We start from the raw sequence: 15,855 nt of genomic DNA, 5'->3' as shown, positions 1-15,855 counted from the left end.
AATAGCTGGGTAGTTAGGTAGCTCGTAGCGGCACTGGCGCCGCTTGCGCCCGCCTGGGCTGCCTTCAGACCGCGCTCGGTCCCGTTCACCTCCTCGCGCCGATTCGCGGGCAAGTTGGTGAGAAGACAACAAAAAAGCCCCCGACACGTGGTCGGGGGCTCTCGGTGGACGACCAGCCAGGCCGTCTGTCCATCAATTATGATACTTCTGATACATGATGTCAAAGCGATCGGCGTCCATGACCTTGGTCCAGGCGGCGACGAAATCGTCGACGAACTTCCGCTCGTGCCCGTTCTCGGCATAGACTTCGGCGACGGCGCGCAATTGCGAGTTCGCGCCGAAGACGAGGTCGGTGCGGGTGGCGTGCCATTTGACATCGCCCTTGAGACGGCACTTGCCGACGAATTCCTCGTCGCCGCTCTCGTCGATGACTTCCCAGACCGTGCCCATGTGAAGCAGGTTGACGAAGAAGTCGTTCGACAACACGCCGGGGCGATCGGTCAGCACGCCGATGTCGTTGCCGTGCTGCGTGTGCTTGGACACTGCGCCCAGTGCGCGCATGCCGCCCACCAGCACGGTCATTTCGGGCATCGACAGACCGAGCAGGTGCGCCCGGTCGACCAGCATGTCCTCGGTCTTCACCTCGGCCTTGGTCTTGAGGTAGTTGCGGAAGCCATCGGCGAAGGGCTCGAGCGGCTCCCAGCTCTCGGCATCGAACTGGTCTTCACGGGCATCGCCGCGGCCGGTGGTAACCGGTACGGTGATGTCGAAGCCGCCGTCCTTGGCCGCCTTCTCGATCGCCGCCGCGCCGCCCAGCACGATGGCGTCGGCCATCGAGATATCGCCGCGCAGCTCGTCGAGTTTGGCCAGCACCTTGCCCAGTTCCTCGGGATCGTTGACCTTCCAGTTCCTCAGCTCATCGAAGCGGATGTGCGCGCCGTTGGCGCCGCCGCGATGGTCCGAATTGCGATAGGTCGAAGCCGAAGCCCAGGCTGCCTTGACCAGTTCGCGAACGCTCAGCCCGCTGCCCAGCACGGCCTTCTTGAACTCGGCCACGGCGCTGTCCGAAGGCGTGGTTCCGGCGGGGACCGGGTCCTGCCAGATCATTTCTTCGGAAGGGACGTCGGGACCCAGGTAACGGACCTTGGGGCCCATATCGCGGTGGGTCAGCTTGAACCACGCGCGGGCAAAGGCATCGTCGAGCGCCGCCTGATCGTCGCGGAAGCGTTCCGAAATCTTGCGATATTCGGGGTCGCGCTTGAGCGCCATGTCGGCGGTGGTCATGATCGTCGGGACCTTCTTGTTCGGGTCCCGCGCGTCAGGCGCCATGTCCTCTGGCTCGGGGTTGATCGGCGTCCACTGGTTCGCGCCTGCCGGGCTCTGGGTGAGCTCGTAGTCATATTTGAACAGCAGGCGGAAATAATCGTTGCCCCACTGCGTCGGGTTGGGGGTCCAGGCCCCTTCGATACCCGACGTGGTGATGTGACCCTTGCCGATTTCCTCGGGGTCGGTCAGCCAGCCGAAGCCCATCGAGTGCAGGCCTTCGCCTTCGGGGCCGCCGCCGAACGTGTCCGACGGGGCTGCGCCATGGCACTTGCCGAAGGCGTGGCCGCCCGCGGTCAGCGCGACGGTTTCCTCGTCGTTCATCGCCATCCGGGCGAAGGTTTCGCGCATGTCGCGCGCCATGCCCTCGGCATCGTGCGGATTGCCGCCCGGGCCTTCGGGATTGACGTAGATCAGGCCCATCTGGATCGCCGCGAGCGGGTTTTCGAGCGCCTTGCCCTCATCGGGAATAATGCGCGTCTCGACACCCTCGTCGACCCACTTTTCTTCCGAACCCCAATAGACCAGTTCGGGCTCGAACACGTCCTTGCGGCCGCCGCCGAAGCCGAACACCGGCCCGCCCATCGATTCGATCGCGACATTGCCGGTGAGCACGAACAGGTCGGCCCAGCTGAGGTGCTTGCCGTATTTCTGCTTGATCGGCCACAGCAGGCGCCGGGCCTTGTCGAGATTGCCATTGTCGGGCCAGCTGTTGAGCGGGGCGAAGCGCTGCTGCCCGCTCGAGGCGCCGCCGCGGCCGTCGCCGGTGCGATAGGTACCCGCCGCGTGCCACGCCATGCGGATGAAGAACGGGCCATAGTGCCCGTAATCCGCCGGCCACCATTCCTGGCTGTCGGTCATCAGCGCGGTCAGATCGCGCTTCACCGCAGCATAGTCGAGCGCGTTGAAGGCTTCGCAATAATCGAAGTCGTCGCCCATCGGGTCGGGATTGCGCCCACCAGTCTGGAGGATTTCGATCTGCAGCTGGTCGGGCCACCAGTCGCGATTGTTGCGACCGAGGAGGGCACGCGTGCCCCCGTTGCCACTGAAGGGGCAGCCACTCATCTCACCGGTTTTAGCGTCCATCGTTCATCTCTCCATCTAGACTCGGAAAATCTTACAGATGAAGGAATGGGCCAAATCCTGTAATTCGTCCAATCGATTAATTGCGTCGAATTGATTGCCTTGTGCGATCACTCGTCGAGGCGCGCACGAAGCCCGGGACGATGCTTTATCCCTCGCCTGGACCGGATTTATTCCGACCCCGAAACAGCTGCCAGATTTTCCACCCCATTACCGTGGTAAATATCAGTCCGACTGCGGCAAGGAGCTGCTGCCACAGCTCAAGGTCCTTGATCCACGCTACTTTCCAGTCTTCCACCTCAATCTTGAACGGGCTGGGCGGGACCGTTGCGGTGCCGAATTCGCGGCCATCGCGGACATACACCGCACTGATGGAGATTTGGCGCTCACCGGATTTCAGCGGCTTCACCTTCCACTTGGCAGTGTAGGGAATGGAACCACCCCGGTATTCCGGGCAGCTGCGATCTGCCGCCACGTCGAATTCCTGCGGGTCGTATTCCAGAACGAAACAGGTGTTCTCGGTATAGACAACTGCGTTTTCGACGCGTGCGCGGCGGTCAGGATCGGCCTCGGTCGGAGAGGGGACGGTGATGTTGCGCCGACCCGGATCGAACCCGAGATCGGTCGATTTTATCGACACCAGCCAATCAATCCGCTCGGACTGGCGCATCTGGAGAGTGGCCGGTTCGGCGAGGCCGATGTTCTGGTCCCGGACGTACCGGGCGTCCTCGATATCCTGCCGGCATTCCCCGAGAGTTTGCGATGCGCTGCATTCCCGCAAGAGCAGTGCTGCCTCTGCAGCTGCCTCATCGCGCATGGTCTCGAAGGGACGGGTGCGATTGACAATTCTGGAAGCACAAGCGCGGGGGCGGACATTCAATTCCTCGCACGCCCCCAGGATCGACTGCAGCCCTTCTTCCGTCAGCGTGCCGCTGTCGCCTCCGGTGAGCCAGTTTGCGGCCTCCGAATGGGCCTGCACCAGCATCGCGTAGCTATCGTATCCGGAACTTCCCGCGACAATCGGCTCGATGTGGGCAGGCTGTGAGCCTGTGCGGGGCGGCAGGTCCGGCGAGGCCGTCCACGTGGGTGTCGGTGAGGGTGGTGGATCGGGAACTGGCGGCGGTGGAGGTGGCGGAGGAGGAGGTGGTGGGGGTGGCGGCGTGGGGACGGGCGTCGGCGTTTCCACCGGTCCACTAGCTGGACCACGCCCGTCATCCCCAGAGCCAGTGCAGGATGCGGCAAGTGCCGCCACGGCCAAAGCCGATATAAATTTTCTATTATTCGCCAATTTGCCCCCCTCCCAGCTCGCGAATACTACTTCAATTCTATATATTCGCAAGTCAGGGAGGGGAAAGGCAGAAGTCTAGGCCGCTTGCGCGATGTCCTCGACCGGTTCGGTGCGGATCAGGTAGTCGAAAGCCGACAGGCCCGCTTTCGAACCTTCCCCCATTGCCACCACGATCTGCTTGTACGGCACATCGGTCACATCGCCCGCGCCGAAGATACCGGGCAGATTGCTGCGGCCTTCCTCGTCGGTGGCGATCTCGCCATGCTTGGTCAGTTCAAGCCCGCTATCCTGCAGCCACTCGGTATTGGGCACGAGACCGATCTGGATGAACACGCCTTCGAGCTCGATACGGCGTTCGTCGCCGCTTGCGCGGTCCTTGACGATCATCCCGTCGACCTTGCCGTCACGGCCGGTGATCTCGGTGGTCTGGCCGCTGGTGACGATCTCGACATTGTCCATGCTGCGCAGCTTGGCCTGCAGCACTTCGTCGGCGCGCAGCTTGTCGTCATATTCGACCAGCGTCACGTGGCCGACGATCTTGGCCAGGTCGATCGCCGCTTCGACGCCCGAATTGCCGCCGCCGATGACCGCGATGCGCTTGCCCTTGAACAGCGGACCGTCGCAATGCGGGCAATAGGCGACGCCCTTGTTGCGATATTCGGCTTCGCCGGGCACGCCGAGATTGCGCCAGCGCGCACCGGTCGCGAGGATCAGGCTGCGTGCTTTCAGGCGCGCGCCATTGCCCAGTTCGACCGTGTGCAGGCCGCCTTCCTGCTTGGCAGGCACCAGCTTCACCGCGCGCGCGAGGTCCATCACATCGATGTCGTATTCGCCGACATGGCGCTTGAGCTCGCCCGCTAGCTTGGGCCCTTCGGTATAGGGCGTGCCGGGCAGGTTCTCGATGCCGAGCGTGTCGTGCAGCTGCCCGCCGAAGCGTTCGGCGGCGATGCCGGTGCGAAAACCCTTGCGCGCGGTGTAGATCGCGGTCGCCGCGCCGGCCGGCCCGCCGCCCACCACCAGCACTTCGAACGGGTCCTTGGCTGCCAGCTTCTCGGCTGCCTTGGCTTCGCTGCCCTTGTCGATCTTGGCGAGGATCTCGGCCAGTTCGAGCTTGCCGTTGTAGAAGGGTTCGCCGTTGAGGAAGGTCGCGGGCACCGCCATGATATCGCGGCGCTCGACCTCGTCCTGAAAGCTGCCGCCTTCGATCAGCGTCGCGGTGATGCGCGAGTTTTCCAGCGCCATCAGCGTCAGCGCCTGCACCACGTCGGGGCAGTTGTGGCACGACAGCGAGAAATACATCTCGAAATTGAAATCACCCTCCAGCCCGCGGACCTGTTCGAGCAGGTCGGCATCGACCTTGGGCGGATGCCCGCCGGCCCACAGCAGCGCGAGCACCAGCGAGGTGAACTCGTGCCCCATCGGGAGGCCGGCAAAGCGGACCCATTTCTCCGCATCGCTGCCGCGGCGGATCACGAAGCTGGGCTTGCGCTCGTCGGTGCCGTCGAAGCTCGCGCTGACGAGATCGTGCAGCGCGGAAATTTCCTCGAGCAGTTCGCGCGTCTGCGCGCTCTTGTCGTCATCGCCGAGCGAGGCGACGAGCTCGACCGGCTCGCGCAGATTGGCGAGATAGGTCTTGAGTTGCTGGGTCATCGTTGCGTCGAGCATGGGCGGACTCCGGGCGGGAAGGGAAACGGACGTTCGAAAATTCGGGGAAGGAAAAGGCCCGGGGCGGGGGGAGGGGGGTGCCCCGGGCCTTCCAGTGTCCCGGGACGAATCCCGGGCTCTTGTGCGGGCGCCGCTAGGACGCCCGATCTTTCGCTTGGCTTAACGCCTAGATCTTGCCGACGAGGTCGAGCGAAGGGGCCAGCGTGTCGCTGCCTTCTTCCCAGGCTGCCGGGCAGACCTGGCCGGGGTTGGCGCGGACGTACTGTGCCGCCTTGATCTTACGCGCGAGTTCGTTGGCATTGCGGCCGACGCCTTCGCAGGTCTGTTCCATGATCTGGATCACGCCCTCGGGATCGACCACGAAGGTCGCCCGGTCGGCAAGGCCGACGCCTTCACGCAGCACGTCGAAATTGCGTGCGAGAACGTGGTTCTGGTCACCCAGGAAGGGGAACTGCAGCTTGCCGATCTTTTCCGAGGTGTCGTGCCATGCCTTGTGGCTGAAATGGGTGTCGGTCGACACGCCATAGACTTCGACGTCCATCTTCTGGAGCATCGCATACTGCTCGCCGAGGTCTTCGAGCTCGGTCGGGCATACGAAAGTGAAGTCGGCCGGGTAGAAGAAGAAAATGGCCCACTTGCCCTTCACGTCTTCGTCGGTGACTTCGAAAAAGTCCTTGCCGGCCTGGAAGGCGGTGGCGGTGAACGGTTTGATCTGCGATCCGATGATACCCATGGGTGTACTCCGTTGTTCGGGTTGAAACTCGAGAGTGTCAGATAGGCATTGTTGCGATGCACAAAAGCGATATGTTGCGATTGCGAGCATCGGAATTTTCTATCACAGACGTGGAACGATGTTTTCCGGCTGCGAAAGCTTCCACGCGCGGCTCAGCTGTCGTCCTGACGCTCGCCGCGCAGGGTCAACTGCATCCCGCCATCCACCGCGCGCCAGGCGGGTTGCGCGCCGATCGAATGGGCGAGCGAGGCGATCACGCGCGTACCCAGACCCGCTCCCGCCGCTGCGCGATCGGCCGCTTCGGCATCGGCGCCGCCATTGTCGCTGCACACCAGCGACCAGCCTTCGGTATTGACCGCGATCCGCGCTGCAATCGTCCCCGTGCCATCGGGAAACCCGTGCTTGAGCGCGTTGGAGACGAATTCGTTGACTGTCAGCAGCAGCGCATTGGCGAGCTCGGCGCTGGCCCGGTCGCCCTTGACCGTGATGGCAAGCTGGATGCCCTTGGGCAGCAATTGGCGGAAATCGGTTTCGACCCGGTTGAACAGCGACGAGATATCGACGCTGCGGCCATCGTCGAAGCCGTGCAGTTCGGCATGCAGCGAGGCAAGCGCGCGGACGCGCCCGCCGGCTTCCTCGAGCACTGCGCGCACTGCGGGGTCGTCCGACCGCCGCGCCTGCATCGCGAGGATCGCCCCCAGCGAAGCGAGCGAGTTCTTGACCCGGTGGTCGATCTCGCGGCGCAGTGCGGTCTCGCGTTCCAGTGACAGCCGCAGGTCGAGTTCGCGCATCACCTGCCGTGCGAGGACCTTCAGCACGCGGCGCTGGGTATCGTTGAGCGTGCCGGGACTGTGATCGAGCACGCAGAGCGTGCCCAGCGGCAGGCCGTTCGCGCCCTTGAGCACCGCGCCCGCGTAGAAACGGAATCCCGGCTCCTCGGTGCACAGCGGATTGTCCGCCATGCGCGGATCGGCCAGCGTGTCGGGGATCTCGACGAAATCGTCCTGCAGGATCACATGACCGCACAAGCTGGTGTCGAGCGGGGTCGAGCGCACGCCGAGGCCGACTTCGGCCTTGAACCACTGGCGGTCGTCATCGATGAAATTCACCACCGAGACCGCCTTGCCGCACAGTTCGGAAGCCAGTTCGACGATCTCGTCGAAATCGCGCTCGCGCTCGGTATCGAGGATGCCATAGCGGCGCAGTTCGCGCAGCCGTTCCTCTTCCTGGGGATGCTTGCCGGGTGTCACAGGGTGTCCCTAGCGGCTTGTTCGGGCAGAACAATGGATTTGCGGTATTGGCTCGCCAAGGCGCCTTATCCGCATTGCGCCCGGTGCAGCAGCTTGTGGTCGGCCAGAACCAGCGCCATCATCGCTTCGACCACCGGGGTACCGCGGATGCCGACGCAGGGGTCGTGCCGCCCCTTGGTGCGCACTTCGGTCGCCTCGCCGCCGCGTGTGATACTGTCCACGGGCGTGAGGATCGAACTGGTTGGCTTGAACGCGACGCGGCAGGTGACCGGCTGGCCGGTCGAAATGCCCCCGGCGATCCCCCCGGCGTGGTTGGCGGCGAAGCGCGGGCCGTCATTGCCCGGCTGCATCGGGTCGGCGTTCTGTTCGCCGGTCAGACGCGCCGCGCCGAAGCCGTCGCCGATCTCGACGCCCTTGACCGCATTGATGCTCATCATCCCCGCCGCCAGATCGCTGTCGAGCTTGGCATAGATCGGTGCGCCCCATCCGGCGGGCACGCCGGTGGCGACGCATTCGACCACCGCGCCCAGCGAAGACCCCGCCTTGCGCGCCTCGTCGACCAGCGCCTCCCACCGTTTCGCGGCGACCGCATCGGGGCACCAGAAGGGATTGCGCGCGATCTCGTCGACATCGAAATTCGCCGGGTCCACCGCATCGCCGCCGATCTCGGCGACATAGGCGAGGATCGAAACCTCGGGGATCACCAGCCTCGCCACCGCGCCCGCGGCCACGCGCATCGCGGTTTCGCGTGCGCTGCTGCGCCCACCGCCGCGATAGTCGCGCAGCCCGTATTTGGCATCATAGGCGTAATCGGCATGGCCGGGGCGGTAGGTGTTGGCGATCTCGGAATAATCTTTCGAGCGCTGGTCGGTGTTCTCGATAAGCAGCGAGATCGGCGTGCCGGTGGTGGTGCCTTCGAAGACGCCCGACAGGATCCGCACCGCATCGGGTTCCTTGCGCTGGGTGGTGAACTTGTTCTGCCCCGGCTTGCGCGCATCGAGGAAGGGCTGGATGTCTTCTTCGGCCAGCGGCAGCCCCGGCGGGCACCCATCGACGACCGCGCCGATCGCGGGTCCGTGGCTCTCGCCCCAGGTGGTGAAGCGCAGCGTCCGTCCGAAGGTGTTCCAGCTCATGCCTCGTCTCATGCCCGCAACTGTGGGCGCCTGTCCATTCTCGCTGGACCAAATCCTTCTTGAGGGCCAAGAACAAACCATGATTGCGAAGCTGAAGGGCCTGCTCGACGAAACCGGTACCGACTGGGCGGTGATCGATGTCGCGGGCGTGGGCTATCTGGTGCATTGCTCGTCCAAGACGCTCGCCGCGCTGGGCGAGGTGGGCGAAGCCTGCACCGTCTTTACCGATCTGCAGGTGAGCGAGAACGACATGCGGCTGCTCGGTTTTGCCGAGGCGGCGGAGCGCGACTGGTTCCGCCTGCTGACGCAGGTGCAGGGCGTGGGCAGCAAGGTCGCGCTGGCAATCCTCTCGGCGCTGTCGATCGGCGAAGTGCAGCAGGCCTGCGCGCAGGGCGATGCGGCCACGGTCGCGCGCGCCAATGGCGTCGGGCCGAAGCTGGCGGGGCGGATCGTCAACGAACTGAAGGACAAGGCGGGCGCGCTGCCGGGTGGCGGTACGGCGGGCGCTGGCCTAGGCGCAACTCTGGCAGGCGGCGCCAGCGCCGATGCGGTGAGCGCGCTGGAGAACCTCGGTTTCAAGCCCGCAGTCGCCGCGCGCGCGGTGGCCGCGGCGCAGGGCGAACTGGGCGAGGGTGCGGGCGAGGGCGAGTTGATCCGCGTGGCATTGAAGAAGGCGGCAGGATGACGATGACGGCGATACGATTCACTATTCTGGCAGCTGCGGGTGCGCTGCTGGCCACTGCGGCAGGCGCACAGGACATGAGCGCGTTTCGCACCGGGCCGATCTTCGAGGAGTTCGGTGCCCACGCCCCGGTCGAAGGCATCGACACCTTCGCCCCCGATACCGAATTCGCGATCGCCTTCGACGTCGCCGGGCAGGCCGATACGGGCACGCGCAACCGCGGGTTCGAAAGCGCCGCACGCTTCATCAACATGCATGCCTCGCACGCGGTCGACCCGGCGAACATGCGGGTCGCGGTGGTCGTGCATGGCAAGGCGGTCCACGATCTGCGCGACGATGAGACAAGCAATGGCTCGCACTACATGGTCACGCAGCTGCTCGACTACGGCGTGCGCTTCATCGTCTGCGGCCAGAGCGCTGCGGCGCATGGCTTGGCCGAGGCGGATCTCATCCCGGGCGTCGAACTCGCGCTCTCCGCCATGACCGCGCATGCGCAGTTGCAGCAGGCGGGCTATACGGTGAACCCGTTTTGAAGAGAGAGGAAACCTCAAGCCTCCGTCATCCTGAACTCGTTTCAGGATCCATCTTTCGCCCTGCTCGGAGCAAGCGGATCAAACCCAAGGTCGATCGCAAGATCTACCCAATGCGGATTGTCTCGTTCGACCAGATTGATTTTCCATTGACGGTGCCAACGCTTCAATTGCTTCTCGCGCATGATCGCAAGCTCCATGTTGCCGAACATCTCGAAACGGACCAAACGGTGGACTCCGTAGCGGCTGGTGAAACCACCGGTGATGCCTTGCCGGTGCTGGTAGAGCCGTTGGATGAGGCTGCTTGTCACGCCGATATACAGCGTCCCGCGCGGCTGGCTGGCGAGGATGTAGAAGCAGGGCTCGCGATCAACTTGCATGACGGGGAGCGTGTCGCGACATGGACCCTGAAACAAGTTCAGGGTGACGGATTGGGTCGAGAACGGTTCTGTCTCCGTCGTCCCGAACCGGTTGCAGGATACATCTTCCAGCTTGGTAGAGCGCCTCAATGACCGAGCCCGTTCCCCTCCACACGCCCGAGCGCCAGCCCGAGGACCCCGACGCTGCGTTGCGCCCCAAGAGCCTCGCCGAATTCGTCGGGCAGAAGGCGGCGCGAGAGAATCTGCGCGTGTTCGTCGAGGCCGCGAAGGGCCGCGGCGAGGCGATGGACCATGTCCTGTTTTTCGGCCCGCCGGGGCTCGGCAAGACCACGCTGGCGCAGATCGTCGCCAAGGAATTGGGCGTGGGCTTCCGCGCCACCAGCGGGCCGGTGATCGCCAAAGCAGGCGACCTGGCCGCGCTGCTGACCAATCTCGAGCCGCACGACGTATTGTTCATCGACGAGATCCACCGGCTCAATCCGGTGGTCGAGGAAGTGCTTTACCCGGCGATGGAAGACCGGGCGCTCGATATCATCATCGGCGAAGGGCCATCCGCGCGCAGCGTGCGGATCGACCTTCCGCCGTTCACGCTGGTCGGCGCGACCACGCGGCAGGGGCTGCTGACCACGCCGCTGCGCGACCGGTTCGGTATCCCGGTGCGGCTCAATTTCTACACCGAGGACGAACTGCTCCGCGTCGTCACGCGCGGTGCAGGGCTGCTCGGCATGGGGATCGACGAGGGCGGCGCGCGCGAGATCGCCCGCCGCAGCCGCGGAACACCGCGCGTGGCGGGGCGGCTGATGCGCCGCGTGCGCGATTTCGCCAGCGTGCTGGGCGAGGCGGTGGTGACCAGCCGCGTGGCCGACGATGCGCTCACCCGGCTCGAAGTCGATGGCCTCGGTCTCGACGCGATGGACCGGCGCTATCTCACCATGATCGCCACCACCTACAAGGGCGGGCCGGTCGGGGTGGAAACGCTGGCGGCAGGTCTCAGCGAGCCGCGCGACACGGTCGAGGAGGTGATCGAGCCCTATCTCATCCAGCTCGGCCTGATTGCGCGGACCGCGCGCGGGCGCTGTCTCAACGATGGCGGCTGGCTGCATCTGGGGCTGGCCCCGCCCTCCACACCGCAGGGAAACATGTTCGACAAATGAGGTTACCGCAGCGGTAGTAAAGCACCGCTGGACGGTCCCGAAACGGGACGGGGCTTGCGCAAAGCTCGCATTTCGGCGAAAAATTTACTTTCTAGGCGTACCGCGAAACGTAAAGATTGGCGAGTCCCCGAGGAAGGGATTCGCCGGAGTACATCCGGATCGTGGTAAGGGACGGAAAAAGAACCCTTTTCCTCGGTCGCAACAGGAAGTCACAGTTATGTCGGTCAAGTCAGCTCTCGCCAAACTCTCGGCCACCGCGGCGGGTGGCGCGCTGCTTGCGGGCGGTGCGGTGCATGTCGCCGAGCGTCCGATCTCCGACAACCCGCAATATAAGTCGAAGGCGGTCAAATACGTCAAGCAGGCGACCCCGCGCGCCGTACCCCGGCCGACCGTGCCGCGGGCGCGGACGATTCCGCGCCCCGTCGAATGCGTGCCTGCCGATTCGCCCGCAGCGGCCAACAGCCCGAACAATATCTGCCCGCCCGTCTATCGCCAGGCGATGGCGCCCGTTCCCGTCCCGCCGCTGCCCGCAGCCGCGCCGGTCCGCGGTGGCGGCGCATCGCGCTCGATCGGCGGCAGCAGCACTTCGGGTGGCGGCGGCTTCGGCGGCGGCGGTTTCTTTGGCGGCTTCTTTTCCGGATCGAGCGGCGGCGGCAGCGTGATCGTCAATTCGACCACCACCACCGGCGGCGACACGCCCGATGTGATCGTCGATGTCTCCACGACCACCTCGACCGGCGGCACGTCGACCTCGACTTCGACCGGGTCGATCTCGACCTCTACCGGCGAAGTTTCGACCTCTACCGGCAGCGTCTCGACCTCGACCGGCGAAGTCTCGACTTCGAGCGGCAACGTCACCACCAGCACGAGCAGCTCGTCCTCGACGAGCACGTCGAGTTCGACTTCGTCTTCCACCTCGACATCGAGCTCGACCTCGTCGTCGACCAGTTCGTCGACCTCGGGCAGCAGCAGCGGCACCGATGTGCCCGCCCCGCCGATGATGGCGCTGTTCGGTTTTGCCGCCGCCGCGATCCTCGGGCGCCGCAAGTTTCGCATCAAACGCGCGGCCTAAGGCCCACGCCGATCGCGCTCAATCGCGCTGGCTGAGGCTCCATTCGCCTTGCCGATACCACTGCGTCACGACGTATTTCGTGCCTGCGCCAACGGGTAGCGCGGCATGCCGCGTCGCGCGGTTGGGCTGCCCCCTGCGGTCCATATTGTCCCACATCACCAGCAGGCCGGGTTCGGGAACGATCCTGAGGTCGAGCTCGGGAAACTCGGTTTCGCCGCCGCTTTCTACCGCATTGAGATAGACCATTGCGGTCCAGCTGCGCTGCCCGCCGCGTCGCCGCTCGACCTGCCAGTGCGGGCGGTCGGGGCGGAAATGGTCGCGGTGGTGGCGATATTCCTCGCCTTCGCGATAGCGCTGGCCTTGCAGTGGCTCAGCATGGACCGGCGCGATGCCGGTGACCGCGCCGATCTTGCGCGCCAGCGCCTTGGTTTCGGGCAGGTCCTTGGCGAAGAAGTGGGTCGAGCTGGTGCGTCCGCGCGGCGATGCCTTGTCCGAAAACAGCACCGAAGGCTGGATGCGGCTGTCGATCACCGTGATCAGCTTGCGGCATTGCTGCTGCGTCAGCAGTCCGCGCATCAGGAACAGGTCGGCTTCCCCCCCGCCACGCGGTTCAACGCGCGGGTCGGCCAGCAGCCGTTCGCGAACCGTAGTGCCGATCGCGCGCATGATGGCGGGATCGGCCTGCGGATCGGGTTCGGCGCGCCCCAGCAGCTGTGACAGGCGGTCAAAGACCGACATGCTACCGGAGCGCTACCGTACCTGTCGGATCAGGCCGCAGCGAGCTTGCGCAGGACGTAATGGAGGATGCCGCCATTGCGGTAATATTCCATCTCGTTCGCAGTATCGATGCGGCACAGCGCCGTGAAGCTGAACGTCGAACCGTCCTCGCGGGTCACCTCGACTTCAACGTCCTGGCTCGGGCTGAGATCGGCGAGGCCCTTGATCGTGAAGCTGTCGGTCGCGGTCAGGCCCAGCGTGTTGCGCGTATCGCCATCCTTGAACTGCAGCGGCAGTACGCCCATCCCGATCAGGTTCGAGCGGTGGATACGCTCGTAGCTTTCGACCATCACCGCCTTGACGCCCAGCAGGATGGTGCCCTTGGCCGCCCAGTCGCGGCTCGAACCCGTGCCGTATTCCTTGCCGGCGACGACCACCAGCGGGGTGCCGTCTTCCTTGTGCTTCATTGCCGCATCGTAGATCGGCATCTGCTCGCCATTGTAGGTCGTCACGCCGCCTTCGACGCCGGGGACCATTTCGTTCTTGATGCGGATGTTGGCGAAGGTGCCGCGCATCATCACGTCGTGGTTGCCGCGGCGCGAGCCGTAGGAGTTGAAGTCCTGCTTGGCGACCTGGTGGCTCTGCAGATAGGAACCCGCAGGGCTGTCTTCCTTGATCGAACCGGCGGGCGAGATGTGGTCGGTGGTAACCGAATCGCCGAGGATCGCCAGCGGCTTCGCGTCGGTGATGTCGGTCACCGGCGCAGGCGTCATCTCCATGTCTTCGAAGAAGGGCGGGCTGGCGACATAGGTGCTGGTCGGATTCCAGCGATAGGTGTCGCTGGCTTCGACATTGATCGCCTGCCAGTGCTCGTCGCCCTTGTAGACGTCGGCATAGCGGGTGACGAACATCTCGCGGTCGATATTGGCGGCGCGATGTTCGCGCACCTCGGCATTGCTCGGCCAGATGTCGGCCAGCATCACGTCGTTGCCCTGCTGGTCCTGGCCGACCGGGGTGTCGGTGATGTCCTTGGTCACCGTGCCGAGGATCGAATAGGCGACCACCAGCGGGGGCGAGGCAAGGAAGTTGGCGCGCACGTCGGGCGACACGCGGCCTTCGAAATTGCGGTTACCCGACAGGACGCTGGCGGCGACGATGTCGTTATTGTTGATCGCCTTGCTGATCGGCGGGGCGAGCGGGCCCGAGTTGCCGATGCAGGTGGTGCAGCCATAACCGACAAGATCGAAGCCCATCGCGTTGAGGTCTTCCTGCAGGCCGGATTTGACCAGATAGTCGGTGACCACCTGCGATCCGGGTGCGAGGCTGGTCTTGACCCACGGCTTGGGCTTGAGGCCCTTTTCATGCGCCTTCTTGGCGACGAGGCCGGCTGCGATCAGCACATCAGGGTTGGAGGTGTTGGTGCAGCTGGTGATCGCGGCAATGACCACGTCGCCATCGCCGATATCGTGATGCGTGTTTTCGACTTCCACGCGGACTGGCGCGCTCTTCTTGTAGATCTTCTCGAGATCCGAATTGAAAAGCTCGTCGACCTGCGGCAGCGCGACGCGGTCCTGCGGACGCTTGGGGCCCGCGAGGCTGGGGACGACCTTGGACACGTCGAGATCGAGCGTCTTGGTGAAGACCGGCTCGTTCTCGGGCGTGAACCACATGCCCTGTTCTTTCGAATAGGCTTCGACCAGCGCGATGGTTTCCTCGTCGCGGCCGGTCAGGCGCATGTATTCGAGCGTCTTCTCGTCGATGCCGAAGAAGCCGCAGGTCGCGCCGTATTCGGGCGCCATATTGGCGATCGTGGCGCGGTCGGCGAGGCTGAGATTGGCGACGCCGTCGCCGTAGAATTCCACGAACCGGCCGACCACGCCGACTTCGCGCAGCATCTGCACGCAGGTCAGTACGAGGTCGGTGGCGGTGACGCCTTCGGCCATCGCGCCGGTCAGCTTGAAGCCGACCACTTCGGGGATCAGCATCGAGATCGGCTGGCCGAGCATCGCGGCTTCCGCCTCGATCCCGCCGACACCCCAGCCCAGCACGCCGAGGCCGTTGATCATGGTGGTGTGGCTGTCGGTGCCGACGCAGGTGTCGGGATAGGCGACCGCGTTGCCGTCGGGGTCATTGGTCGACCACACGCCCTTGCCGATATATTCGAGGTTCACCTGGTGGCAGATGCCGGTGCCCGGAGGCACAGCGGAGAAGTTCTCGAAGCTCTTCGATCCCCATTTGAGGAAGTCGTAACGCTCGGCATTGCGGGCATATTCGAGCTCGACGTTCTTTTCGAACGCCTTGGGGTGACCGAATTCATCGACCATGACCGAGTGGTCGATCACGAGGTTCACGGGAACCTGCGGGTTGATCTTGGCGGTGTCACCGCCGAGCTTGGAAATCGCATCGCGCATCGCGGCGAGGTCGACCACGCAGGGCACGCCGGTGAAATCCTGCAGCAGCACGCGCGCGGGGCGGTACTGGATTTCCTTGCCGGTCGCCGGGTTCTTCTGCCAGTCGGCGATGGCCTGCGCGTCATCGGTCGAAACGGTGAAGCCGCCGTCCTCGAAGCGCAGCATGTTCTCGAGCAGGACCTTGAGACTGAAGGGCAGCTTCGACACGTCGCCGATCTTTTCTTCCGCCTTGGCGAAGGAATAATAGGCGTAGTCCTTGCCGTTCACGGTGAGGGTTGAGCGGGTTCCGAGCGTGTCCTTACCGACCTGGGTCATGCGCGCGTTGATCCTTTCTTTTGAGAGCCGTCACCTGCCCAATGGCCGGGACTGCAGAATGTGCCGCGCACCTGCGCCGGAACGCCGCAAAAATCAAGTGTGCGGCGGTGCAACATCGC

Annotated in this window: 13 protein-coding genes; 3 read left to right on the top strand and 10 right to left on the bottom strand. The window is 64.6% G+C overall.

Going from position 1 to position 15,855, the window contains the following annotated elements; all coding sequences use genetic code 11:
• Nucleotides 1-192: 192 nt before the first annotated feature.
• The 6 genes from katG to aroC form a co-directional block, all read right to left on the bottom strand.
• On the bottom strand, nt 193-2,409 hold the full coding sequence (katG, locus tag J2S32_RS08065) for a catalase/peroxidase HPI (RefSeq protein WP_253520115.1): 2,217 nt from the start codon (nt 2,407-2,409) through the stop codon (nt 193-195).
• A gap of 145 nt (nt 2,410-2,554) precedes the next feature.
• Entirely contained in the window at nt 2,555-3,391 is an 837-nt protein-coding gene (locus J2S32_RS08060) for a hypothetical protein (RefSeq protein ID WP_253520104.1), read from the bottom strand.
• A 378-nt stretch (nt 3,392-3,769) separates the two neighbouring features.
• Nucleotides 3,770-5,359, bottom strand: a complete 1,590-nt coding sequence (gene ahpF, locus J2S32_RS08055) for an alkyl hydroperoxide reductase subunit F (protein WP_253520102.1) — start codon at nt 5,357-5,359, stop codon at nt 3,770-3,772.
• Between the two features lie 166 nt (nt 5,360-5,525).
• Nucleotides 5,526-6,092, bottom strand: coding sequence for an alkyl hydroperoxide reductase subunit C (gene ahpC / locus J2S32_RS08050; RefSeq protein ID WP_253520100.1), 567 nt, complete (start codon nt 6,090-6,092; stop codon nt 5,526-5,528).
• 152 nt (nt 6,093-6,244) lie between these two features.
• On the bottom strand, nt 6,245-7,342 hold the full coding sequence (locus tag J2S32_RS08045) for a sensor histidine kinase (protein ID WP_253520087.1): 1,098 nt from the start codon (nt 7,340-7,342) through the stop codon (nt 6,245-6,247).
• A gap of 65 nt (nt 7,343-7,407) precedes the next feature.
• The gene (gene aroC, locus J2S32_RS08040; RefSeq protein WP_253520083.1) at nt 7,408-8,475 is read right to left on the bottom strand and encodes a chorismate synthase; all 1,068 of its coding nucleotides are present in this window, start codon (nt 8,473-8,475) and stop codon (nt 7,408-7,410) included.
• 79 nt (nt 8,476-8,554) lie between these two features.
• Here aroC and ruvA point away from each other — a divergent pair, with 79 nt between their 5' ends.
• Together ruvA and J2S32_RS08030 are read left to right on the top strand one after the other, a co-directional pair.
• Nucleotides 8,555-9,160: a Holliday junction branch migration protein RuvA gene (ruvA, locus tag J2S32_RS08035; RefSeq protein WP_253520081.1), complete on the top strand. Its 606-nt coding sequence runs from the start codon at nt 8,555-8,557 to the stop codon at nt 9,158-9,160.
• 2 nt (nt 9,161-9,162) lie between these two features.
• A complete protein-coding gene (locus J2S32_RS08030) occupies nt 9,163-9,690 on the top strand; it encodes a DsrE family protein (RefSeq protein ID WP_367398976.1) in 528 nt (175 codons plus the stop codon).
• A 41-nt stretch (nt 9,691-9,731) separates the two neighbouring features.
• Here J2S32_RS08030 and J2S32_RS08025 read toward each other — a convergent pair whose 3' ends face one another.
• Entirely contained in the window at nt 9,732-10,067 is a 336-nt protein-coding gene (locus J2S32_RS08025; protein ID WP_253520077.1) for a GIY-YIG nuclease family protein, read from the bottom strand.
• 128 nt (nt 10,068-10,195) lie between these two features.
• Between J2S32_RS08025 and ruvB the strand changes: the two genes are divergently transcribed.
• Nucleotides 10,196-11,221, top strand: a complete 1,026-nt coding sequence (gene ruvB, locus J2S32_RS08020; protein ID WP_253520075.1) for a Holliday junction branch migration DNA helicase RuvB — start codon at nt 10,196-10,198, stop codon at nt 11,219-11,221.
• Between the two features lie 486 nt (nt 11,222-11,707).
• On the opposite strand, the gene J2S32_RS08015 is transcribed toward ruvB, so the two are convergent.
• Genes J2S32_RS08015 through acnA form a run of 3 tightly spaced genes read right to left on the bottom strand, consistent with a single transcriptional unit; the run spans nt 11,708 to nt 15,736 of the window.
• Nucleotides 11,708-12,277, bottom strand: a complete 570-nt coding sequence (locus tag J2S32_RS08015) for a hypothetical protein (RefSeq protein WP_253520071.1) — start codon at nt 12,275-12,277, stop codon at nt 11,708-11,710.
• A 34-nt stretch (nt 12,278-12,311) separates the two neighbouring features.
• Nucleotides 12,312-13,031, bottom strand: coding sequence for a prolyl hydroxylase family protein (locus J2S32_RS08010; protein WP_253520070.1), 720 nt, complete (start codon nt 13,029-13,031; stop codon nt 12,312-12,314).
• 29 nt (nt 13,032-13,060) lie between these two features.
• Nucleotides 13,061-15,736: an aconitate hydratase AcnA gene (acnA, locus tag J2S32_RS08005; protein ID WP_253520069.1), complete on the bottom strand. Its 2,676-nt coding sequence runs from the start codon at nt 15,734-15,736 to the stop codon at nt 13,061-13,063.
• Nucleotides 15,737-15,855 lie beyond the last annotated feature (119 nt).

Source organism: Qipengyuania citrea (assembly GCF_024171405.1).
GTDB classification, from domain to species: domain Bacteria; phylum Pseudomonadota; class Alphaproteobacteria; order Sphingomonadales; family Sphingomonadaceae; genus Qipengyuania; species Qipengyuania profunda.
Note: the sequence above shows the minus strand (reverse complement) of the source record. Positions and strands in the feature narration are given on the sequence as shown.